The sequence below is a fragment of the Actinopolymorpha sp. B17G11 genome (genome assembly GCF_040196095.1).
GTDB lineage: Bacteria > Actinomycetota > Actinomycetes > Propionibacteriales > Actinopolymorphaceae > Thermasporomyces.
Map to the genome: position 1 here is coordinate 192740 of NZ_JBEFTW010000008.1, position 16620 is coordinate 209359.

The 16620-nt window shown below is 67.2% G+C and carries 17 protein-coding genes and 1 pseudogene; 12 read left to right on the forward strand and 6 right to left on the reverse strand.

Annotated elements, in window-relative coordinates; translation table 11 throughout:
- Positions 1-86 precede the first annotated feature (86 nt).
- The 10 genes and pseudogenes from ABN028_RS11495 to ABN028_RS11540 all read left to right on the forward strand — a co-directional run bounded on the left by ABN028_RS11495 (position 87) and on the right by ABN028_RS11540 (position 8097).
- Entirely contained in the window at positions 87-872 is a 786-nt protein-coding gene (locus ABN028_RS11495; protein WP_349696606.1) for a helix-turn-helix transcriptional regulator, read from the forward strand.
- 22 nt (positions 873-894) lie between these two features.
- The gene (locus ABN028_RS11500; RefSeq protein ID WP_349696607.1) at positions 895-1287 is read left to right on the forward strand and encodes a VOC family protein; all 393 of its coding nucleotides are present in this window, start codon (positions 895-897) and stop codon (positions 1285-1287) included.
- On the forward strand, positions 1287-1664 hold the full coding sequence (locus tag ABN028_RS11505) for a hypothetical protein (RefSeq protein WP_349696608.1): 378 nt from the start codon (positions 1287-1289) through the stop codon (positions 1662-1664). Before ABN028_RS11500 ends, ABN028_RS11505 begins: the two co-directional genes overlap by 1 nt.
- A 186-nt stretch (positions 1665-1850) precedes the next feature.
- On the forward strand, positions 1851-2198 hold the full coding sequence (locus ABN028_RS11510; RefSeq protein ID WP_349696609.1) for an ArsR/SmtB family transcription factor: 348 nt from the start codon (positions 1851-1853) through the stop codon (positions 2196-2198).
- A complete protein-coding gene (locus tag ABN028_RS11515; protein WP_349696610.1) occupies positions 2195-2698 on the forward strand; it encodes an SRPBCC family protein in 504 nt (167 codons plus the stop codon). The genes ABN028_RS11510 and ABN028_RS11515 overlap by 4 nt, the downstream gene beginning before the upstream one ends.
- A complete protein-coding gene (locus ABN028_RS11520; RefSeq protein ID WP_349329333.1) occupies positions 2685-3260 on the forward strand; it encodes a TIGR03086 family metal-binding protein in 576 nt (191 codons plus the stop codon). Before ABN028_RS11515 ends, ABN028_RS11520 begins: the two co-directional genes overlap by 14 nt.
- Before the next feature lie 255 nt (positions 3261-3515).
- Positions 3516-5828: an ATP-binding protein gene (locus tag ABN028_RS11525; protein WP_349696611.1), complete on the forward strand. Its 2313-nt coding sequence runs from the start codon at positions 3516-3518 to the stop codon at positions 5826-5828.
- A 27-nt stretch (positions 5829-5855) separates the two neighbouring features.
- Positions 5856-6344: pseudogene (locus ABN028_RS11530) on the forward strand (GNAT family N-acetyltransferase); the annotation flags it as partial.
- A gap of 151 nt (positions 6345-6495) precedes the next feature.
- Entirely contained in the window at positions 6496-7002 is a 507-nt protein-coding gene (locus ABN028_RS11535) for an HIT family protein (RefSeq protein WP_349696612.1), read from the forward strand.
- Between the two features lie 126 nt (positions 7003-7128).
- Positions 7129-8097, forward strand: a complete 969-nt coding sequence (locus tag ABN028_RS11540) for a phosphotransferase family protein (RefSeq protein ID WP_349696613.1) — start codon at positions 7129-7131, stop codon at positions 8095-8097.
- Positions 8098-8234: 137 nt separating this feature from the next.
- On the opposite strand, the gene ABN028_RS11545 is transcribed toward ABN028_RS11540, so the two are convergent.
- The 4 genes from ABN028_RS11545 to ABN028_RS11560 form a co-directional block, all read right to left on the reverse strand.
- Positions 8235-8729 carry a GNAT family N-acetyltransferase gene (locus tag ABN028_RS11545; RefSeq protein ID WP_349329329.1) on the reverse strand — a complete coding sequence of 165 codons (495 nt, stop codon included), beginning with the start codon at positions 8727-8729 and terminating at the stop codon, positions 8235-8237.
- Positions 8730-9064: 335 nt separating this feature from the next.
- Positions 9065-9715 carry a phosphatase PAP2 family protein gene (locus tag ABN028_RS11550; RefSeq protein ID WP_349329328.1) on the reverse strand — a complete coding sequence of 217 codons (651 nt, stop codon included), beginning with the start codon at positions 9713-9715 and terminating at the stop codon, positions 9065-9067.
- A gap of 440 nt (positions 9716-10155) precedes the next feature.
- On the reverse strand, positions 10156-10500 hold the full coding sequence (locus tag ABN028_RS11555) for a YciI family protein (RefSeq protein WP_349329327.1): 345 nt from the start codon (positions 10498-10500) through the stop codon (positions 10156-10158).
- Positions 10501-10709: 209 nt separating this feature from the next.
- Positions 10710-11291: a dihydrofolate reductase family protein gene (locus tag ABN028_RS11560; protein ID WP_349696614.1), complete on the reverse strand. Its 582-nt coding sequence runs from the start codon at positions 11289-11291 to the stop codon at positions 10710-10712.
- A gap of 240 nt (positions 11292-11531) precedes the next feature.
- On the opposite strand from ABN028_RS11560, the gene ABN028_RS11565 reads away from it, so the two are divergent.
- Complete coding sequence (locus ABN028_RS11565) at positions 11532-13880, forward strand: LuxR C-terminal-related transcriptional regulator (RefSeq protein WP_349696615.1); 2349 nt, start codon at positions 11532-11534, stop codon at positions 13878-13880.
- Between the two features lie 112 nt (positions 13881-13992).
- Here the strand turns inward: ABN028_RS11565 and ABN028_RS11570 are convergent, their stop codons facing one another.
- Positions 13993-14664: a phosphotransferase family protein gene (locus ABN028_RS11570; protein WP_349696616.1), complete on the reverse strand. Its 672-nt coding sequence runs from the start codon at positions 14662-14664 to the stop codon at positions 13993-13995.
- A gap of 391 nt (positions 14665-15055) precedes the next feature.
- On the opposite strand from ABN028_RS11570, the gene ABN028_RS11575 reads away from it, so the two are divergent.
- Complete coding sequence (locus ABN028_RS11575; protein ID WP_349329324.1) at positions 15056-15619, forward strand: hypothetical protein; 564 nt, start codon at positions 15056-15058, stop codon at positions 15617-15619.
- Between the two features lie 18 nt (positions 15620-15637).
- Here ABN028_RS11575 and ABN028_RS11580 read toward each other — a convergent pair whose 3' ends face one another.
- Complete coding sequence (locus ABN028_RS11580; protein WP_349696617.1) at positions 15638-16561, reverse strand: hypothetical protein; 924 nt, start codon at positions 16559-16561, stop codon at positions 15638-15640.
- Positions 16562-16620 lie beyond the last annotated feature (59 nt).

Below are 16620 nucleotides of genomic sequence, written 5' to 3' on the forward strand. Positions count from 1 at the left end.
TGACGCCTGGACGGGTGCGGGCTCCGCGGCACCGATCAGCGGCGCGATCATGACCGATTGTCGGCGCGCTGGGCTACGTTCCGCCCATGAACCGGATCGACCGCCTCTACGCACTGGTCGAGGAGCTCCGGGCCGCCGGGTCGCGGGGCCGCACGGCCCGACAGCTGGCGTCCCATTTCGAGGTGAGTGTCCGTACGATCGAGCGCGACCTCAGCGCGCTCGGCCAGGCGGGCGTCCCGCTCGCGACCAGGAGCGGGCGCGCAGGCGGCTACACGCTCGACCGCTCGATGAGCCTGCCGCCACTCAACTTCACGCCGCGCGAGGCCGCGGCCGTTGCGGTCGCCCTGAGCCAGTCCGAGCACGTCTTGTTCGCCAAGGACGCCCGCAGCGCGCTGCAGAAGATCGTGGCCGCCATGCCTGACCGTGCGGTCGAGGAAGCGTGGCAGGCCGCGGAGAAGGTACGGCTGCTCGTGCAGTCGGCACCGGAGCCCGACGCCGAGATTGCCGAGGTCGTGTGGCGAGCCGTACGCGACAACCACGTGCTGCGGGTCGTCTATATCGACGTCGGTGGGGTCGAGACCACCCGCGAGGTCGAGCCACAGCATGTCGTCGTCGGGCCCAACGGGTCCTATCTCATGGCGTGGTGTCACCTGAGACGCGAAGATCGCGTCTTCCGGATGGATCGCATCACCCAGGCCGAGCGCATCCCCTCACCTCGACCGCAGCGTGCGGCCCCGGAGCCGCTGGTCGACGGCCATGTCACGAAGGCGCCGGCGTCCGCACTGCGACCCGAGCGATCCCTGCCAAACACCGACATAGGGCTGTCGCGAGTCCGCGAGACGGTGGATTCAGCCCGCCGCCCCGGCAGGTGAGCCGACGCAGAAGGAGACACCGATGACGAACCCCGCTCCCGCCACCCTGGCCTGGTTCGAGGTCGCCACCAGCGACCCCGACGGCGCCCAGAAGTTCTACGGCAGCCTCTTCGACTGGACCTTCGCCGCAGTCGGCCCCGCGGCCTCCAGCGGCATGGACTACCGCAACATCACCGCCTCCGGGGCCGACGCCCCGATGGGCGGTCTCTTCGGCACGGGCGGCCAAGTGCCCGACCACGCGGTCTTCTACATCCTCGTCGCCGACGTCGAGGCCACCTGCGCCGACGCCGAGCAGCTCGGCGGTTCGGTGATCAGCAAGCACCTCGACCCCGGTCCCGGTGCCCCGAAGTTCGCCTACCTGCGTGACCCGTCGGGCAACCAGTTCGGCATCTTCACCCCGCCGGCGGCGGCCTGATGGCGCGAGGCTCGAAGGGCACGTCCCCGTCGGATGCCTCCGGCGGGGACGACGCCCGCGACCTTTACGACGACCTCACCGACGACCTGCTCTACGACCCCGCGATCGGGCGCGCCACGATGATGGGCTATCCCTGCGTACGGCTGGCAGGCAGGTTCCTTGCGTCCTACGACGACAAGCTCGGCTCGCTGGTGGTGAAACTGCCGCGCGAGCGGGTCCTCTCGCTGATCGCCAGCGGTGACGGCGAGCCGTTCGCACCAGCAGGCAGGGTCTTCCGGGAGTGGGTGGCGGTGCCGCGAGTCGACCGCGCCCTGTGGGAGGCACTGCTCGCAGAGGCCGTCGACTTCGCCCGCAAGGGAATCGCCGAGCAAGCCTGACGATCGGGCGGTGCCAATCCCCCTGAGGGCGGCCACGCACTCACTTTGTCAGGCTCGAATGCGGCCCGCCCGCGGTGACGCTCTTGTGCACCGACGGCGGACCTCGTCGAGTGCGGCCTCCCTTGACCGCGGGCCGCGAGCGGGCTACCTTGGGCTTTAAACCCATTGGTTGAAACGAGGGCGCTGATGCCGACCGACGTCCTGTCCAAGGTCTTCACCGCGGTCGCCGACCCGACCCGCCGCGACATGGTGGCCCGGCTCGCGGTCGGCGACCGCACGGTGAACCAGCTCGCCGAGCCGTACCAGATGAGTGTGCAGGCCGTGTACAAGCATCTGCGGGTGCTGGAGCAGGCGGGCCTGGTGAGCCGGTCGCGTGGCCCACAGCCGCGGCCGGTGCACCTGGAGATTGGGGCGTTCGACCTGATGGACGAATGGATTGAGCGATACCGCCGCCAGGCCGAGCAGCGCTACCAACGCCTCGACCGCGTGCTGGCCGCCATGAACGAGGCCGACGAGCACAAGGAGCACCAATGACCGAACGGAGTGAGGGCATGAAGAGACACAGCACCACGATCGAGGCGGACCGCGCCCTCCCCATCATCCGCATGGCGCGCGAGTTCCTCGCCACGCCCGAGCAGTTGTTCCGGGCACACACCGACGCAGAGCTGTTCAAGCAATGGGTCGGCCCGGACACCATGCGTACGCGCATCGACCACTGGGACGCGCGTACCGGCGGCAGCTTCCGGTTCGTGTCCCTCGGCGGCGACGGCTCGGAGTACGCGTTCCGCGGCTGCTTCCACGAGGTGCGCCCGGACCGAATCGTGCAGACGTTCACCTTCGAGGGCGACCCCGATGGCGTTGCCCTGGAGACCCTGTGGGTCGACGATCTCGGCAACGGCCGGAGCCGGCTGCGCACGCAGTCCCTGGTGGACAGCTTCGAAAGCCGCGACGCCTGGCTGAAGAGCGGCATGGAGATCGGCGTGGAAGACGGCTACGCCAAGCTCGACAGGATGCTGGCCGATGGCACTGTCTGACCTGCCCCCCGCGGAGCGGCATCGCCAGATCGCCGGCGGGTTCACCGATCACGTCCGCGGGGCCAAGCACTGGGACGCCCCCGCGCCGGTCGCCGGCTGGACCGCCCGCGACGTGGTGCGCCACCTCGTCGAATGGTTCCCCTCGTTCCTTGCCGCCGGTGCCGGCGTCGAGCTGCCGAACGGACCCAGCGTGGACGACGACCCGGTCGCAGCCTGGCAGGGACAGTGCCGCGCGGTGCAGGCGCTGCTGGACGACCCGGAGACCCCGCAACGGTCGTTCGCCAACCGGCACATTGGGGAGCTACCCCTGGACCAGGCGATCGACCGGTTCTACACCTCCGACGTGTTCATGCACACCTGGGACCTTGCCCGCGCTACCGGCCAGGACGACCAGCTCGACCCCGAGTTCTGCGCGGTACTGCTGGCCGGCATGGAGCCGATCGAAGAGCTGATGCGCTCCTCGGGCCAGTACGGTCCACGTGTACCGACCCCCGACGACGCCGACGCTCAGACCCGGATGCTCGGCTTCATCGGCCGCGATCCGTTCTGGACCCCGCGCTGACGGCCTCCGTTGGGGAAACCTCCGGGCCGCTGTTCGTGTGGAACCTCCACAACTCCCGGCCGGGCACAATGGACCAGGCCACTAGATATGCCTTCCAGGGAGAGATATCGGGCGTACCTGCCTACTCGATTCTGTGCTGGATGGGCTCCGGGCTGCCTCCGCGGCGCGCGAGTAGCATCCGAGGTGAGTCGGTCGCAACAGGAGTGACGCCGCGTGGTCCAGGCCCTGCACCGTGGGGGAGGGATCCCTGCCGATGTGACGAGTTTCGTCGGACGTCGGCACGCGACGAGTGATGTCAAACGTCTCATGTCGAGGTCGCGGTTGGTGACGTTGACCGGTGTCGGTGGTGTGGGCAAGTCGCGGTTGGCGTTGCGGGTGGCAGGCGACATTCAGCGCGTTTTCGCCGATGGTGCCTGGTTGGTCGAGTTGGCCGATGTTCAGGATCCGGCGTTGGTGGATCAGACGGTGGCGGCGGCGCTGGAGCTGCGTGATCAGTCGGTGGGCGATCCGGAGACCCTGTTGATCCGCCAGTTGCGCGACAAACACCTGCTGATCGTTCTTGACAACTGCGAGCACGTGCTGCCCGCCTGCCGCCAGTTGGTCGCGGCTCTGTTGCCGGCGGCACCGGGGGTGCATGTGTTGGCGACCAGTCGTGCGCCCCTGGGCGTCTCTGGCGAACACGTGTGGGCGGTGCCTGCCCTGTCGGTACCCGGGACCCGTGGGACGGATGCGGACATGTCGCCGGTCGATCGGTCCGCCAGCCGGTACGAGGCGTTGAGGTTGTTCGAGGACCGGGCGGCGGCGGTGCTGCCAGGGTTCGTCGTGAATCGTGACAACCAGAATGCCGTGGCCCTGTTGTGCAGGCGGTTGGACGGTCTGCCGCTGGCGATCGAGCTCGCGGCGGTGCAGGTGCGGGTGCTGTCAGTGGAACAGATCCTGGACCGACTCCAGGACCGCTACCGCCTGCTGATCCGGGGCAGTCGTGTTGGCCCGCCACGACACCAGACGTTGCAGGCGGCGATCGACTGGAGTTACGCACTCTGCTCTGCCACCGAGCAGGCGTTGTGGGCACGATGTTCGGTCTTTGCCGGCGATTTCGACCTGGAGGCGGTCGAGAGCATATGCGTAGGCGATGCATCTCCTGAGGTGGCCGTCACCGATGTGCTCGCACTGGTGACGGGTCTGGTCGAGAAGTCGGTGCTGGTTCGGGACATGGCCGGCGATTCCGCACGGTTCCGGTTGCTGGAGACGATCCGGGAGTACGGCCGGGAACGGCTGGTCGAGGCCGGGCAGGAGGATGAGTTTCGTCAGCGGCACCGTGACTACTACCTGCGCATGGCCGAGCAGGCCGATGCGGGTTCGTCCGGTCCGCACCAGGCCCAGTGGGGTGCGCGCCTGCGTGCCGAACGGGCCAACTTCTGGGCCGCGCTGGACTTCAGCCTCACCGAACCGGGCGAGGCTGGCGCAGGGCTGCGGCTGGCCAGCGACCTGTGGTTCTACTGGATCGCGGGCGGGTTCATCCGGGACGGGCGCTACTGGCTGGACCGGGCACTCACGCTGAACACCGAGCCCAGCCCCGAACGGGCCCGAGCCCTGTGGATCAACGGCTGGGCGGCATCCCTGCAGGCCGACACCGACTCGGCGAGGGTGCTGCTGGCCGAATGCCGCGACCTCGCCCGGGACCTCGGTGACACGTCCGCGGCCACTCGTGCAATCCAGTTCCTCGGGATGGCGGACCTGTTCGACAACAACCTGACCAGCGCCGCGCGCCTGCTCGACGAGGCACTGGCCGGCTACCGCAAGTCAGGACGATGGGACGCGCCCGCGTTGATCGCTTACGTCGCGCGTGCCGATGCCGCGTGCATGCGGGGTGACCTCGACCGCTCCCTGGCGCTCGCCCAGGAGTGCCAGCGCATCTGTGCTGGTCGGGGCGAGCGATGGGCGGCGTCGTGGGCGGAGTGGATCGTGGGCCTGCGCTGGTGGGTCGCGGGTGACCGGGTCAAGGGGTCCTCGCATCTCCGAGGGTGCCTGCGCAGCAAGGACGACCTCAACGACCTCCTGGGCATCCCGTTCTGCCTCGAAGTGCTGGCCTGGGTCGCGGCCTCCGACGAGGATGCGCATCGGGCGGCCGTGCTGTTCGGGGCGGCGGAGATGATGTGGAAGCCGATCGGCGCCCAGCTGTTCGGGTACGAGATCCTGCTCGACTGGAGCCAGCAATCCAGGGCCCGTAGCCGGGGGGCCCTCGGAGAAGCGGCCTATGACGCTGCCCGCCACGAGGGTGCAAGCCTCACCCAAGCGGAAGCGGTCGCCATGGCGCTGGGCGAGAAGGTCACCTCGACCAAGCCTCCCGCCGCGGCGCCCGTGACCGCGGCGGCGACGCTACTGACCAAACGCGAACGGGAGGTCGCCACTCTGGTCCATCAGGGTCGGACGAACCGGGAGATCGCGGCGGAGCTGGTGATCTCGCGGCGTACGGCCGAAGCCCACGTCGAGAACATCCTCACAAAGTTCGGTTTCACCTCACGGGCGCAGATCGCCGGTTGGGTCGCCAGCCAACAGCAGTGGTGACGTCGACCAGGTAGAAGATGGCACGGCGACCCTGAGGTGATGGAGTTCTTCGTAGCTACGATGACCCGCGAGCAAAGCGATGCGTTCGTCGAAGTCATCGAGGCCGGCATCACCGAGCGTGGGCACGGTATGTGGGCTGTGGAGTTGGGCGAAACAGGTGAGTTCATCGGCTGCGCCGGGCTGCTCTACCAGACGTTCGACGCCCACTTCACACCCGCGTTCGAGATCGCGTACCGGTTCGCCCGCAGCGCGTGGGGTCACGGCTACGCGACCGAGGCGGCGGAGGCGGCAGTGGCATACGCATTCGAACAGGTCGGCCTCACCGAGATCGTGTCGATGACGGCAGTGCTGAACACGCGGTCGCAGGCCGTCATGGGTCGGCTTGGCATGTCGCACGATCCGGCGGATGACTTCGACCACCCGCGTGTTCCGCCTGGCCACCCACTGCGCCCGCATGTGCTGTACCGCCTAAGCATCGACCAATGGCGTGGGCCCCAACCGACATCGCGCACGTGACGGCCCATCTGCCTGTGCTGGCGTCCTGACCGCGTGAGGTCCGAGCGACCATCCGTAGAGGCAGGCAATTCGTTCCGACGTATCTACCCGCGCCGAGACCCAGATCTCCGCTGCGAGCGACACTTGCCCAGGACTGGCATGATCGCTCAGCATGCGTACGACCTACCCTCGACGGCAACTCGACCTCAAGGCGTATACCGCCCGGGCACAGGCCGCACCGTGCTTCATATGCGGAGTGGTCGACGGATCGAACCCACACGAGCACCCGCCGATTTACCAGGACGACACAGCGATTGCCTTCCTCAACCGCTTCCCTACGGTCCTCGGGTACGTCCTGGTCGCCCCGATCCAACATCGGGAGAACGTCGTTGCCGACTTCACGATCGAGGAGTATCTCCGGCTGCAGGCGATCGTGCACCGAATCGGTGTAGCCATCTCAGAGGTGCTGCCCACCGAGCGGTTGTACGTTCTCAGTCTGGGAAGCAAGCAAGGCAACTCGCACGTGCACTGGCACCTTGCGCCCCTGCCTCCCGGTGTGGCGTACGAAGAGCAGCAATTCCAGGCGCTGATGATGGAGTCCAAAGGGTATCTCGACGTACCGAAGGAGGATCAGGCCGCACTCGCCTACGCGATCGCTTCCAAGGTTCCACCGGAATGATCCACCGAGGAAGTTTGCGGCGGGCGACCGGGTGAAGGCCATGCAGGCGCCTACATGGTCATAGCTTTGTAGATGGCCGGGCAAACCCCTTTGATCCATGGGCGCCGGGCTGTTGGAATGGCCGGCATGCCCTTGGGCTCGTATGCGGAGTGGCAACACGCTCAGACGAGTACGCCACGCTCGGTGCTGACCGAGCTCGTACGCCGTGCTGTGGGTGCCGGGACCGACCGCGTGGACCGGATCGTGGAGGGGTACTCGAACGAGGTCTACCGGGTCCGGTGTGCCGACGAGCAGGATGTGGTGGTCCGGATCCTCCGGTTCGATGACGGAGACCTCGCCACCAGCTCGGCGGGCGAGGCCGGGGCGATCAAGAGTGCACGTGCCGCCAGCGTGCCCGCCCCGGAGATCCTGCTCCAGGACACCGTACGGATCGACGACTCCGAGTTCCCCGTCATGGTGCAGCGCACCGTGCCGGGCCGTCCGCTCGGCGAGGTCATCAATCGCCTCTCGCAGCAGCAACGCCACGACGTGCTCGCCGAGATCGGCGGACTGATTGCCCGAATCAACCGGATCCATGTCGATGACGAGCGCGACTGGCCGACCGCGATGGCGGCCGAGTTGGCTGCCCGACATGCAGCACGGGACAGGATCCTTGCCGGTGGGTTTTCGGCGCTTCAGTTCGACCGGATGCTCGACCTGCTGGAGGGATACGTCCGCGACTTTCCCTGTGCTCAATGGGTGCTGTGCCATGGTGACCTCGGCCCCAAGCACATCTTCGTGACCGGTGACGGCAGGGACGGCGAGGCCGTACGCGTGAGCGGGATCATCGACTTCGGCGACTGGCAGCCCGGTGCACCGGTCCATGACCTGGCGGTGCTCCGGGTTCGCGGCCCGCAGCTGGACCTGCTGCCGCTTCTCGCCGGCTACGGCGCGCCGGCTGACAGGACGTACCGGCGGCAGTTGGACCTGCACACACTGATCATCGCGTTGGATTCGTTCGAGTTCGGCGTGGCTGAGGACGACCAGGCCTGCGTCGAGCGCTCAGGCCACCTGATCCGCACCCTGATCGCCGACCTCGACGAGCCAGGCTTCTAGCGGCCAGGCAGCCCAAAGAATGACGCCCAGGCCAGCGCAGGTTGCACGCCCTCGGTCGAGCTATGGCGCCGCGGTGGGCAATGAGGTAATCAGTGACGTGGCCCGACAAGTGTTCGGTGCCGGTACTGTGCTGGCTGTCAGATGGCGTGAGTGTCGATGTCGTCGAGGTTCCACGCGTGTTCGTGGCCGACGACAGCGAATCCGACGCTGTGGTAAAGGCCGTCGTCTCTGGCCAGTTCCTCGGTGGTTCGCAGGCCTGCAATGCTGGCCCCCTGGCGGCGGGCCTCGGCGCAGGCGGCCCGTATGACCGCCGATGCAGCGCCTCGCCCGCGTGCCGCCGGAAGCGTGGCGATACTCCAGATGTTGGCGACGTCTCCATCGATGAGAAGGCTCCCCGTAGAGACCGTCTGTCCGTTCTCACGGACAGCCAGATAGGTCATGGTGCCGGGGGCGTGGTAAAAGTCGGCCTCGTTGTCGGCCTTCACGGCCTCTTCTTCGTCCACGCCTGCGTAGACCTGGCCGACAACCGAGCGGAGTTTGGCGAGGCTCTCGGCATCAGTGGCGACGGTCGCGGAGAACCCCGGCGCGTGGTCGGCTCTGTCGTCGAGTGACCTGAGGTCGAGCGCCATCATCGTATGCGGCCCCTCGCTGTCCTGGTGAGCACCGACGGAACGCAGCAGGGACACGGCCGCCGGGTCGAAGCTTGTGGCGACACCCCGGATCTCAAGGTGCCCGCCCGGAACCCGTTGATGGCTCCGCTGAACTGCGCGTAGGACGTCGTTCAGTGGAACTCCGCTGGCGGGAATGAGCCGGACGGGATCTCGATGACCACCGGTGGTGTTGCTTTCCCAGAGACAGGCCGCGCCCGGAAGGACCTCGGAACGAGTCGTTACCTTCGGCCTCGGAAGGCTCCCGAGCCTGTGAAGTCCCCGCAGTTCGGCGCTGAAGACGAGATTCTCATCAATGATCAATGCGACCTCCCGCCAGCGTGGGGGTCGATAGCAGAGCGGCGGCGGGGTCCCAGGAAGCCGGGACCATTCCCGTAGCGTCGGAACAACGATGACACGGCCCAAGAGACCGGCGGACCGACCAGGAGCAGCGCCGTCACCGCAACGGTGGCGCCGATGAGAGCGCCCGCGACAACGTCGTGGGGATAATGGACGCCGGCCACCACGCGCAGCAGCGCCACAACCACGGCAAGCGGCAATGCCACCACGGACAGGCGTGGCCGGAGCACCGCCAGCCCAGCAGCGATCCCTGCCGCGAGCACGGCATGATTGCTCGGGAACGACCAGTCACCCGCACCCGGGCACTCCGTGACCGCACTGACGCCAGGCAGCGCGAAGCATGGCCGTTCCTCGTCCACCACCAGCTTCAACGCCTCACTCACCACGTAAGCGGCAACAACCCCGGCGCCCACCGAAGTGGCCCCGGCGACACCGCGCGCGTCCCTGCCACGGACAGCCGCCCACCACACCCACAGCAGGAGAAATCCGAGCGCCACCAACCCACCTTCGGTCGCCACCGACAGGGCCGATCCCACCCAGGACGGCGCGTCGTCCATCACCCCGGACACCGACCGGTACACCGACGCCGATGCGCCACTGGTGACCCTCACCGGTCCGGCCTGGCCCAGCCCACCCGGGGAGAGCCACACAACAGCAATCGCCCCCGCAGCAGACAATGCCAACGAACCCAGCAGCCGTCCGCCGATCCGGAGTTTATGTACGGCTCGCCCCAATCGGAATTTCACCATCGGTTCCAAGATCCGCCACTGGGATTTCCATGCGCCATCGGAAGAGTTGAATGAATCCAAGCGTATCGACCGCGTGGAGAAACCCAGCACGCGTCCCCTTCGCCCGGTCGGCCGCGTCTCAACACCGTCACATTCGCATTGACCGAGAGTCTGTACGGCCGGCCTGTTGGCGCGAACGCCTATTGCCGCATCGATCCGCATGCGCGCTGCGTGGTCGCCGCCGTCGATGCAGTGGTCAGGTCGTGACGTACGGCGTCGGTGCCCGGGCTCGTCGCCACGTAATGCCGCCCCACAACGTCATCTCATTCGACGGCCGGGTCGGGCAGAAACTCGCGGACGTCTTGCGCACAGCGGCAGGCGACCGCGATCTTTGCGGCCCACTCCAGGGCTGCCTCCCGGGTAGGGACGTCGACGACCATCAGCCCGCCGATGAACTCCTTGCTCTCCGGGTACGGGCCGTCGGTGACCATCCCGTCGGTCGCCACCACGTCGTACTCCGCGTCGAGGGGCAGCCCGCCGGCGAAGACGAACACGCCGGCGTCCTTGGCCTCCTGGACCACCGCGTGGGCGGCCTCGGCCACGTCGGGAAGATCCTCGTCGGGGACGTCCATCGCACCGTTGTTGAACGAGATCAGGTACCGCGTCATCTCATGACTCCTTGTCCCGGCGGCCTCCTTCGGCCAGCCTCTCACCCCTCCTACGAACGCCTCGCTCCGGATTTGCCAGGCTGCCGGCAGATTCTCACGGGACCTCCGCCGGCGGCGATCGCCGTCATGCGCCCGACGAACGGCCGGACCTCGGCCTGCGCCGGCAGGCACCCGAGCCCTCCGCCGCCAGGTTCGAGGCGCGTTCGGCTTCAGCGACGGACGCGGTAGCGGATGTGGGTCGCCTCGGGCGTGTCGATCACTCGAACGATCTCCAATTCGATACGCGACGGCAAGACGTCGAACTGCCGGCGACCACCGCCGAACAGCACCGGGATCTGATGGATCTGGATCTCGTCCAACACTCCGGCCTCGAGTGCCCGCTGTGCCGTGTATGCGCCGTGTACCAGCACGTCCCGGTCGCCCGCCGCAGCCTTGGCCTGCGCCATGGCGCTCTCAATCCCGTCGGTCACGTACGTCACCAACGGATAGTTGGCGACAGAGGGAGGCGGCGGCCGGTGGCTGGGCACGAAGATCGGCACGCCGTGGTGATCGCCTTTCCAGTGGTCTACTTGCTCCATGAGGCGCCGACCGGCCAGTACCGCACCGGTGGCGTTCCACTCGTCCATCAACTCTCCGGCGGGCCCGGACGGCCGGAAGAACTCCCCTTCCGGCGTGGCGAACCACTCGTGCAGGCGCATGAAACGGTCGCCGCCGGGGTTGCCCGGTTCGTCGTTCGGTCCCGCGATGTACCCATCGAGTGACATCGACATGTAGAGCACTGACGCAGACATTCCGGCCTCCGGCGGTCTCGATCCGAATCGACTTGACGTGGTGTAGACCCGGCATGCCGCCATAACTCACCGGCCAGCCCAGAACCAAACCTCCGCCGCGCGACCCCCACAAACCTCGCGAAATCCAGGCTCACCACGTGGATTGGGGCCATGCAGGGTGAATGCCGTAGAACATGCGGGCATTTAGTCCGCAGGTCGACCGGACATACGATGGTCGTGCTGTTTCGCTGAAGGGGCTTCATGGCGACTGTGGCAACGCAGGCACCTCGTCGGGAGACCGGTGGCATCCCGGCCGAAGTGACCAGTTTCGTAGGGCGTCGGCAGGCAAGCGCTGATGTCAAACGAGCCCTGTCCGAGTCGCGGTTGGTCACCCTCACCGGCGTGGGCGGTGTGGGCAAGACCCGGCTGGCCCTGCACGTCGCGCAGAGCGTGAGTCGCGCGTTCCCGCATGGAGCGTGGATGGTGGAGCTAGCCAAGTTGGACGACCCTTCGCTGGTCGGCAACGCTGTGGTGACGGCGTTGCGGCTGACGGACTCCATCACCGACGACCCCGAGACTGTGCTGACCAATTACCTGGCGAACAAGCGACTGCTGCTGGTACTCGACAACTGCGAACATCTGCTGGACTCGTGTGCCCGACTGACGCACAGCATGCTCGTGGCGGCACCCAACGTGCGGGTGTTGGCAACGAGCAGAGAACCCCTGAACATCTCCGGAGAGCACATATGGCCGGTGCCGCCGCTCTCGGTTCCCACGGCTGGTGCCTCGCTTACGGAGGAGTCGGCACACCGCTACGAAGCGCTGCAGTTGTTCGAACAGCGTGCGTCAGCCGCCGTTCCTGGCTTCACTATCTCCCCCGCCAACGAGGAGACGGTGGCCCGGCTGTGTCAGCAGCTCGAGGGACTGCCGTTGGCGATCGAGCTGGCCGCCGTACGACTGCGAGCACTGTCCGTCGAGGAGATCCTCGAGCGGCTGGAGGATCGCTATCGTCTCTTGACGGGCGGCGGCAGGGAGGCGCCACCGCGCCATCAGAGCTTGCGTGCCGCCATCGAATGGAGCTTTGATCTCTGCTCGGAACTCGAGCGGACATTGTGGGCCACCCTGTCGGTGTTCGCTGGCGACTTCGACATGGAGGCCGCCCAGGTGGTCTGTGCCGTTGCGGGTCTCGCCCCCGACGACGTTTTCAACGGCATGGTTGGTCTGGTGGAAAAGTCCGTCATGAGCCGCAAGGACCACTCAGGCCACGCCCGCTATCAGATGTTGGAGACGATCCGACAGTTCGGTCGCGAGCAGCTGAACCCGATCGACGAGCGCGCCATCCGCGAGGGCCACCGCGACTACTACCTACGCCTTGTCGAGGAGGCCGAGGCCGACTGGTTCGGACCACACCAGATGGACCTGTTGCGCCGCTTCGCGGTCGAACAGCCCAACATCTTTGCGGCATTGGAGTTCTGTCTCACCGAGGCGGGCGAGGCACGTACCGGGATGCGGCTGGCGTACCTGTTGTGGTGGTACTGGTTCGGTGTATCAATTCGTGACGGCCGCTACTGGCTGGGTCGAGCACTGGCACTGGACCAGCAGCCAAGCAACGAACGGGCCCAGGCGCTGTGGGTCGACGGCTGGTTCTCGTCCTCCCAGGGCAACTACAAGCATGCCTTGCCGGTGCTCCACGAGTGCCGCGACCTGGCCCGAGAGCTGGGCGACGAGCTCACACTCGGCCACGCGATGCAGTTCATTGGACTCGCCAAATGGTTCGAGGGGCGACTACCCGAAGCGGTGACCGCGCACGAGGAGGCGTTGGTTCACTACCGCGCTGCCGGAGCCGTCAATTCACTCACCGCCCTGGCCATGATCGACCTCGGCATGACCGTCGCCATGTTGGGCGACCCCCAACGGGACGTGGCACTGTGCGAGCAAGCCATCGCCATGTGCCAGGAGCGTGGGGAGCGATGGGCGCAGTCCTGGGGGCTATGGCACATCGCGTTCGCACGTTGGCTACTGGGCGACCTCGCACAGGTGAACACCTACGCCAGAAGCGCCCTCGAGCTCAAGCGCCACCTCGACCACGTGGGTGTCGCCTGGTGTGTCGAACTGCTCGCCTGGAGCGCCGCGGCGAGCGGCCAGGCTGAACACGCCGCCGTGTTGTTCGGCATCGCTGAGACCCTGTGGGAGCCGATTGGCGGTGGGCGGTTGTCGGGCTGGCAAGGCCTGATCGACTGGAGCGACGAACGTCGTGAGCAAGCCCGGAAGTCTCTTGGCGCGCAGGCGTTCCAGGCGGCGTTCGACCGCGGGCGCGGCCTCGCCATCGACGTCGCATTTGCGTACGCCTTGGGCGAGTCGCCGACGGTGGCTGGCGCCGAGGAGTCGTTCGAAGGCAGGGCGTCCACGAGGCAGGCGGACGAACAGCTGACCAGGCGGGAGCGCGAGGTCGCCGAGCTCGTCGCCAACGGCCTGTCGAACAAGGACGTGGCCGCCACCCTCGTGATATCGCAGCGAACAGCTGAGTGCCACGTCGACCACATCCTCCGCAAGCTCGGCTTCACTTCGCGCACGCAGGTCGCGGCATGGTTCATCGAACAACGAAACTAGGGGGTGTCCCCCTAGACAACACCGCGAAGCCCTGGCGTGAACTTGCCACCATCACCAGTTCGTGAACGATCCGTCGGCGCGCCGACCCGAAGAGGCCGTCAACCTCACGGACTCATGACGACGCTCCTGTTGCGCCGACCCGCCTCAGGACATGTGTGATGAAGGCGTCGCGTCCCTCCGTTGCGTGCGGCATGGGCGCCCACCCTTGAAGGTTGGCGGGTGTGTTGAGCGTGGCGGAGAGGTCCCAGTAGAGGAGGTCGTCCGGTGCTGGCGCCCCCGCCACTTCGGTCCAGCCACGTAGCAGCGTCTCGGCTGCCCGCACTCCGTAATGCATCGCGAGTTCGAACCGGGCGTTGCCGAGGTCCAGGCCAGTCGCGCCACTGCCTGCGCCCTCCCAGTCGATCACGACCGGGCGCCGGCCAGTCGACCAGATCACGTCGCCGATCGCGATGTCGTTGTGCACCAGGCCGGTGGGCTCGGTGGACTGCGGAAGCTGCTCGAGGACGCGTTCTGCCTCCTCGATGAGTGGTGTGGTGCCGGGGTCGGTGAGGTACTTCTGGACCCGCTCTGCTGACCACGCTGGATTACTGGCCGCGACCTGACTGTGCAGCTCTTCACGATCACGTGTGCTACCTGCTTGGTAGTTCTGGATGGCACGACGTCGCTGGGCACGCTGGGAGATGAAGTGCTCGCCTTGCCGGGCGCGGGTGCGCGGCGGAAGGTGCGGGTTTGGCGGGACCTGGACTGCGTGGATCCTCGGTAGGACTGCTCCCAAGGCACTCATCTCGGCCGCCTCCGAATATATCGATGCAGTGATCGACAGTGTTCGGACGTGCCACGGTCGGCCGCATCATCCAGCGGACCGGTCTTCAAGACGACTTCGCGGTTGCCGGAGACGGAGGACACGGTGAGGAGCCAGGGTCCACGCTCGCCCGGGATCTCACGCAGAGGGCTAACGCTGCAGACCTTCGATCGAGCCTCAAACTGCGCGATCACCCACGCGAGGACGGGCTCGCGCGATGCTGGAGTTGCGTGGCGGAGCGGGATGGAGTACCCAATACCGGACATCATGCCCTCACCACCCGGGGACGGGGCGGGCGACCGAGAGGACGTCCGACCCTGGGGCGACGAAGGAGATCATCATTTCGACGCACCAGCCGTACCAGCCAGGCCACTTGGCAACCCGCGAGGACCTGGATGCCCGTCAGGCGCCGGTGGCCGACCATGCGCTGCCGGTGGTCCAACACCAGACGGCCGGACTTCACTGGCCCCAGTACGTCAACACGCACCGACTCATCGGTGGGCTCGTGGCGGGCTTCGCGGCCCTTCACATCGCCGACATGATCGGCTACTGGATGACCGGCATCGGCCTGCCGAAGTTGGACTTCGCCTCCTTCAACGGATCCATCCTCATGCCCGAGGCCGCCGCTACGACGCAGTGGTTCGAGGGGCATATCTTCCACACCTTCAACGGCATCGTGTTCGCGCTCGGCTACGCGCTGCTGATCTTCCCGCTGCTAGGCAAGACGCTGACGACCGCGCGCAACGTCGCCCGTGGAGTCGCCATGGGTATGGTCCTGGCAACGCTGAGCTGCCTGTGGTGGATCCCGACGCAGTTCCCGGATCTGAACGCGGGCTTCCTGTCACTCAACCTCGGCTGGGAACTCGTCCTCGGCGTCTACGTGTGGCACCTCGCCTGGTCGCTCGCACTCGGCTTCTTCTTCAACCCGCAGGACTGAACACCACACCGACGACGATTACTCGGCCGCCGGCCAGGCCATGAGCGGGCCAGCGCCACCCGCACGCAGATGCGTGTGGAGGCGTACGCCGACGGCCGGGTCGTCGTCCGACCGCAGCGTCAACCGCCGCTGGCCGGGATCAACGGACGCGAGACCCCCACCGAGCACCAGAGAGTCGGTGACCGTCTCGGCCAGCAGGCACACCTGGAGGGCCCTCCCGCTGGCCTCGGCGACCCTGGTGCGCTCCAGCGGGGCCGCCCAGATCAGTCGGCTCTCGATGACCACGAGACGCCGCTGAGTAACCAGCACTGTGACCCGGCCACCGGCATCACACACCATCTCGGCGGCGAACGCGATCCGCTCGTCATCCTCCATGAACGTGGCGAGCGCACGGTCGAGCACGTCGGTCGGCAGCGGCTCGGCGGTCTCGGCCCTGCGTGGCACGGATGCCTGCGGCACGTCGCCTCCCCAGCTCGTGTCGACCTCGGGCAGCGCGCCCGCGGCCCGCGCCGCGTCCAGCAGCGTGGGGAAGAAGTCGTGGAACGCCTCGGCGTCACGGATCCGCATCGCCGTGGTGAACTCACCGCCCGAGGGCCCGCCAGCCGTCCTCGCTGTGACGACGAAGTCGCCGAGGCTGGGCTCGATCGGTCGGCCCGCGAAGACAACGTACGCGAGCGCCACCGCAGTCACTCGCTCGCGGACCTCGAAGATGACCCGTTGGTCGGTGACGAAGGCGAAGCCCGCGGCGTTCCCCTCGTGCGGGAAGCGCACCGCAACTCGCGCACGTGCCCGCTCCCCCGGCTGCATCACCGACTTCACCAGCAGCCAGTCGCGGGACTCCGCCGCGATGGCGCGGCCACGCTGGGTCGCTGCCCGGACGTGGAGATCTTCCAGCGCACGGTCACCGACCGTGAGGCTGACGGACTTCCTGCGGAAGCGCACGAGCCGCAGGTTAAACCGTCCGCGTCCGTCCTCTCAAAGTGGCCGAAGGGGCGGCTGGC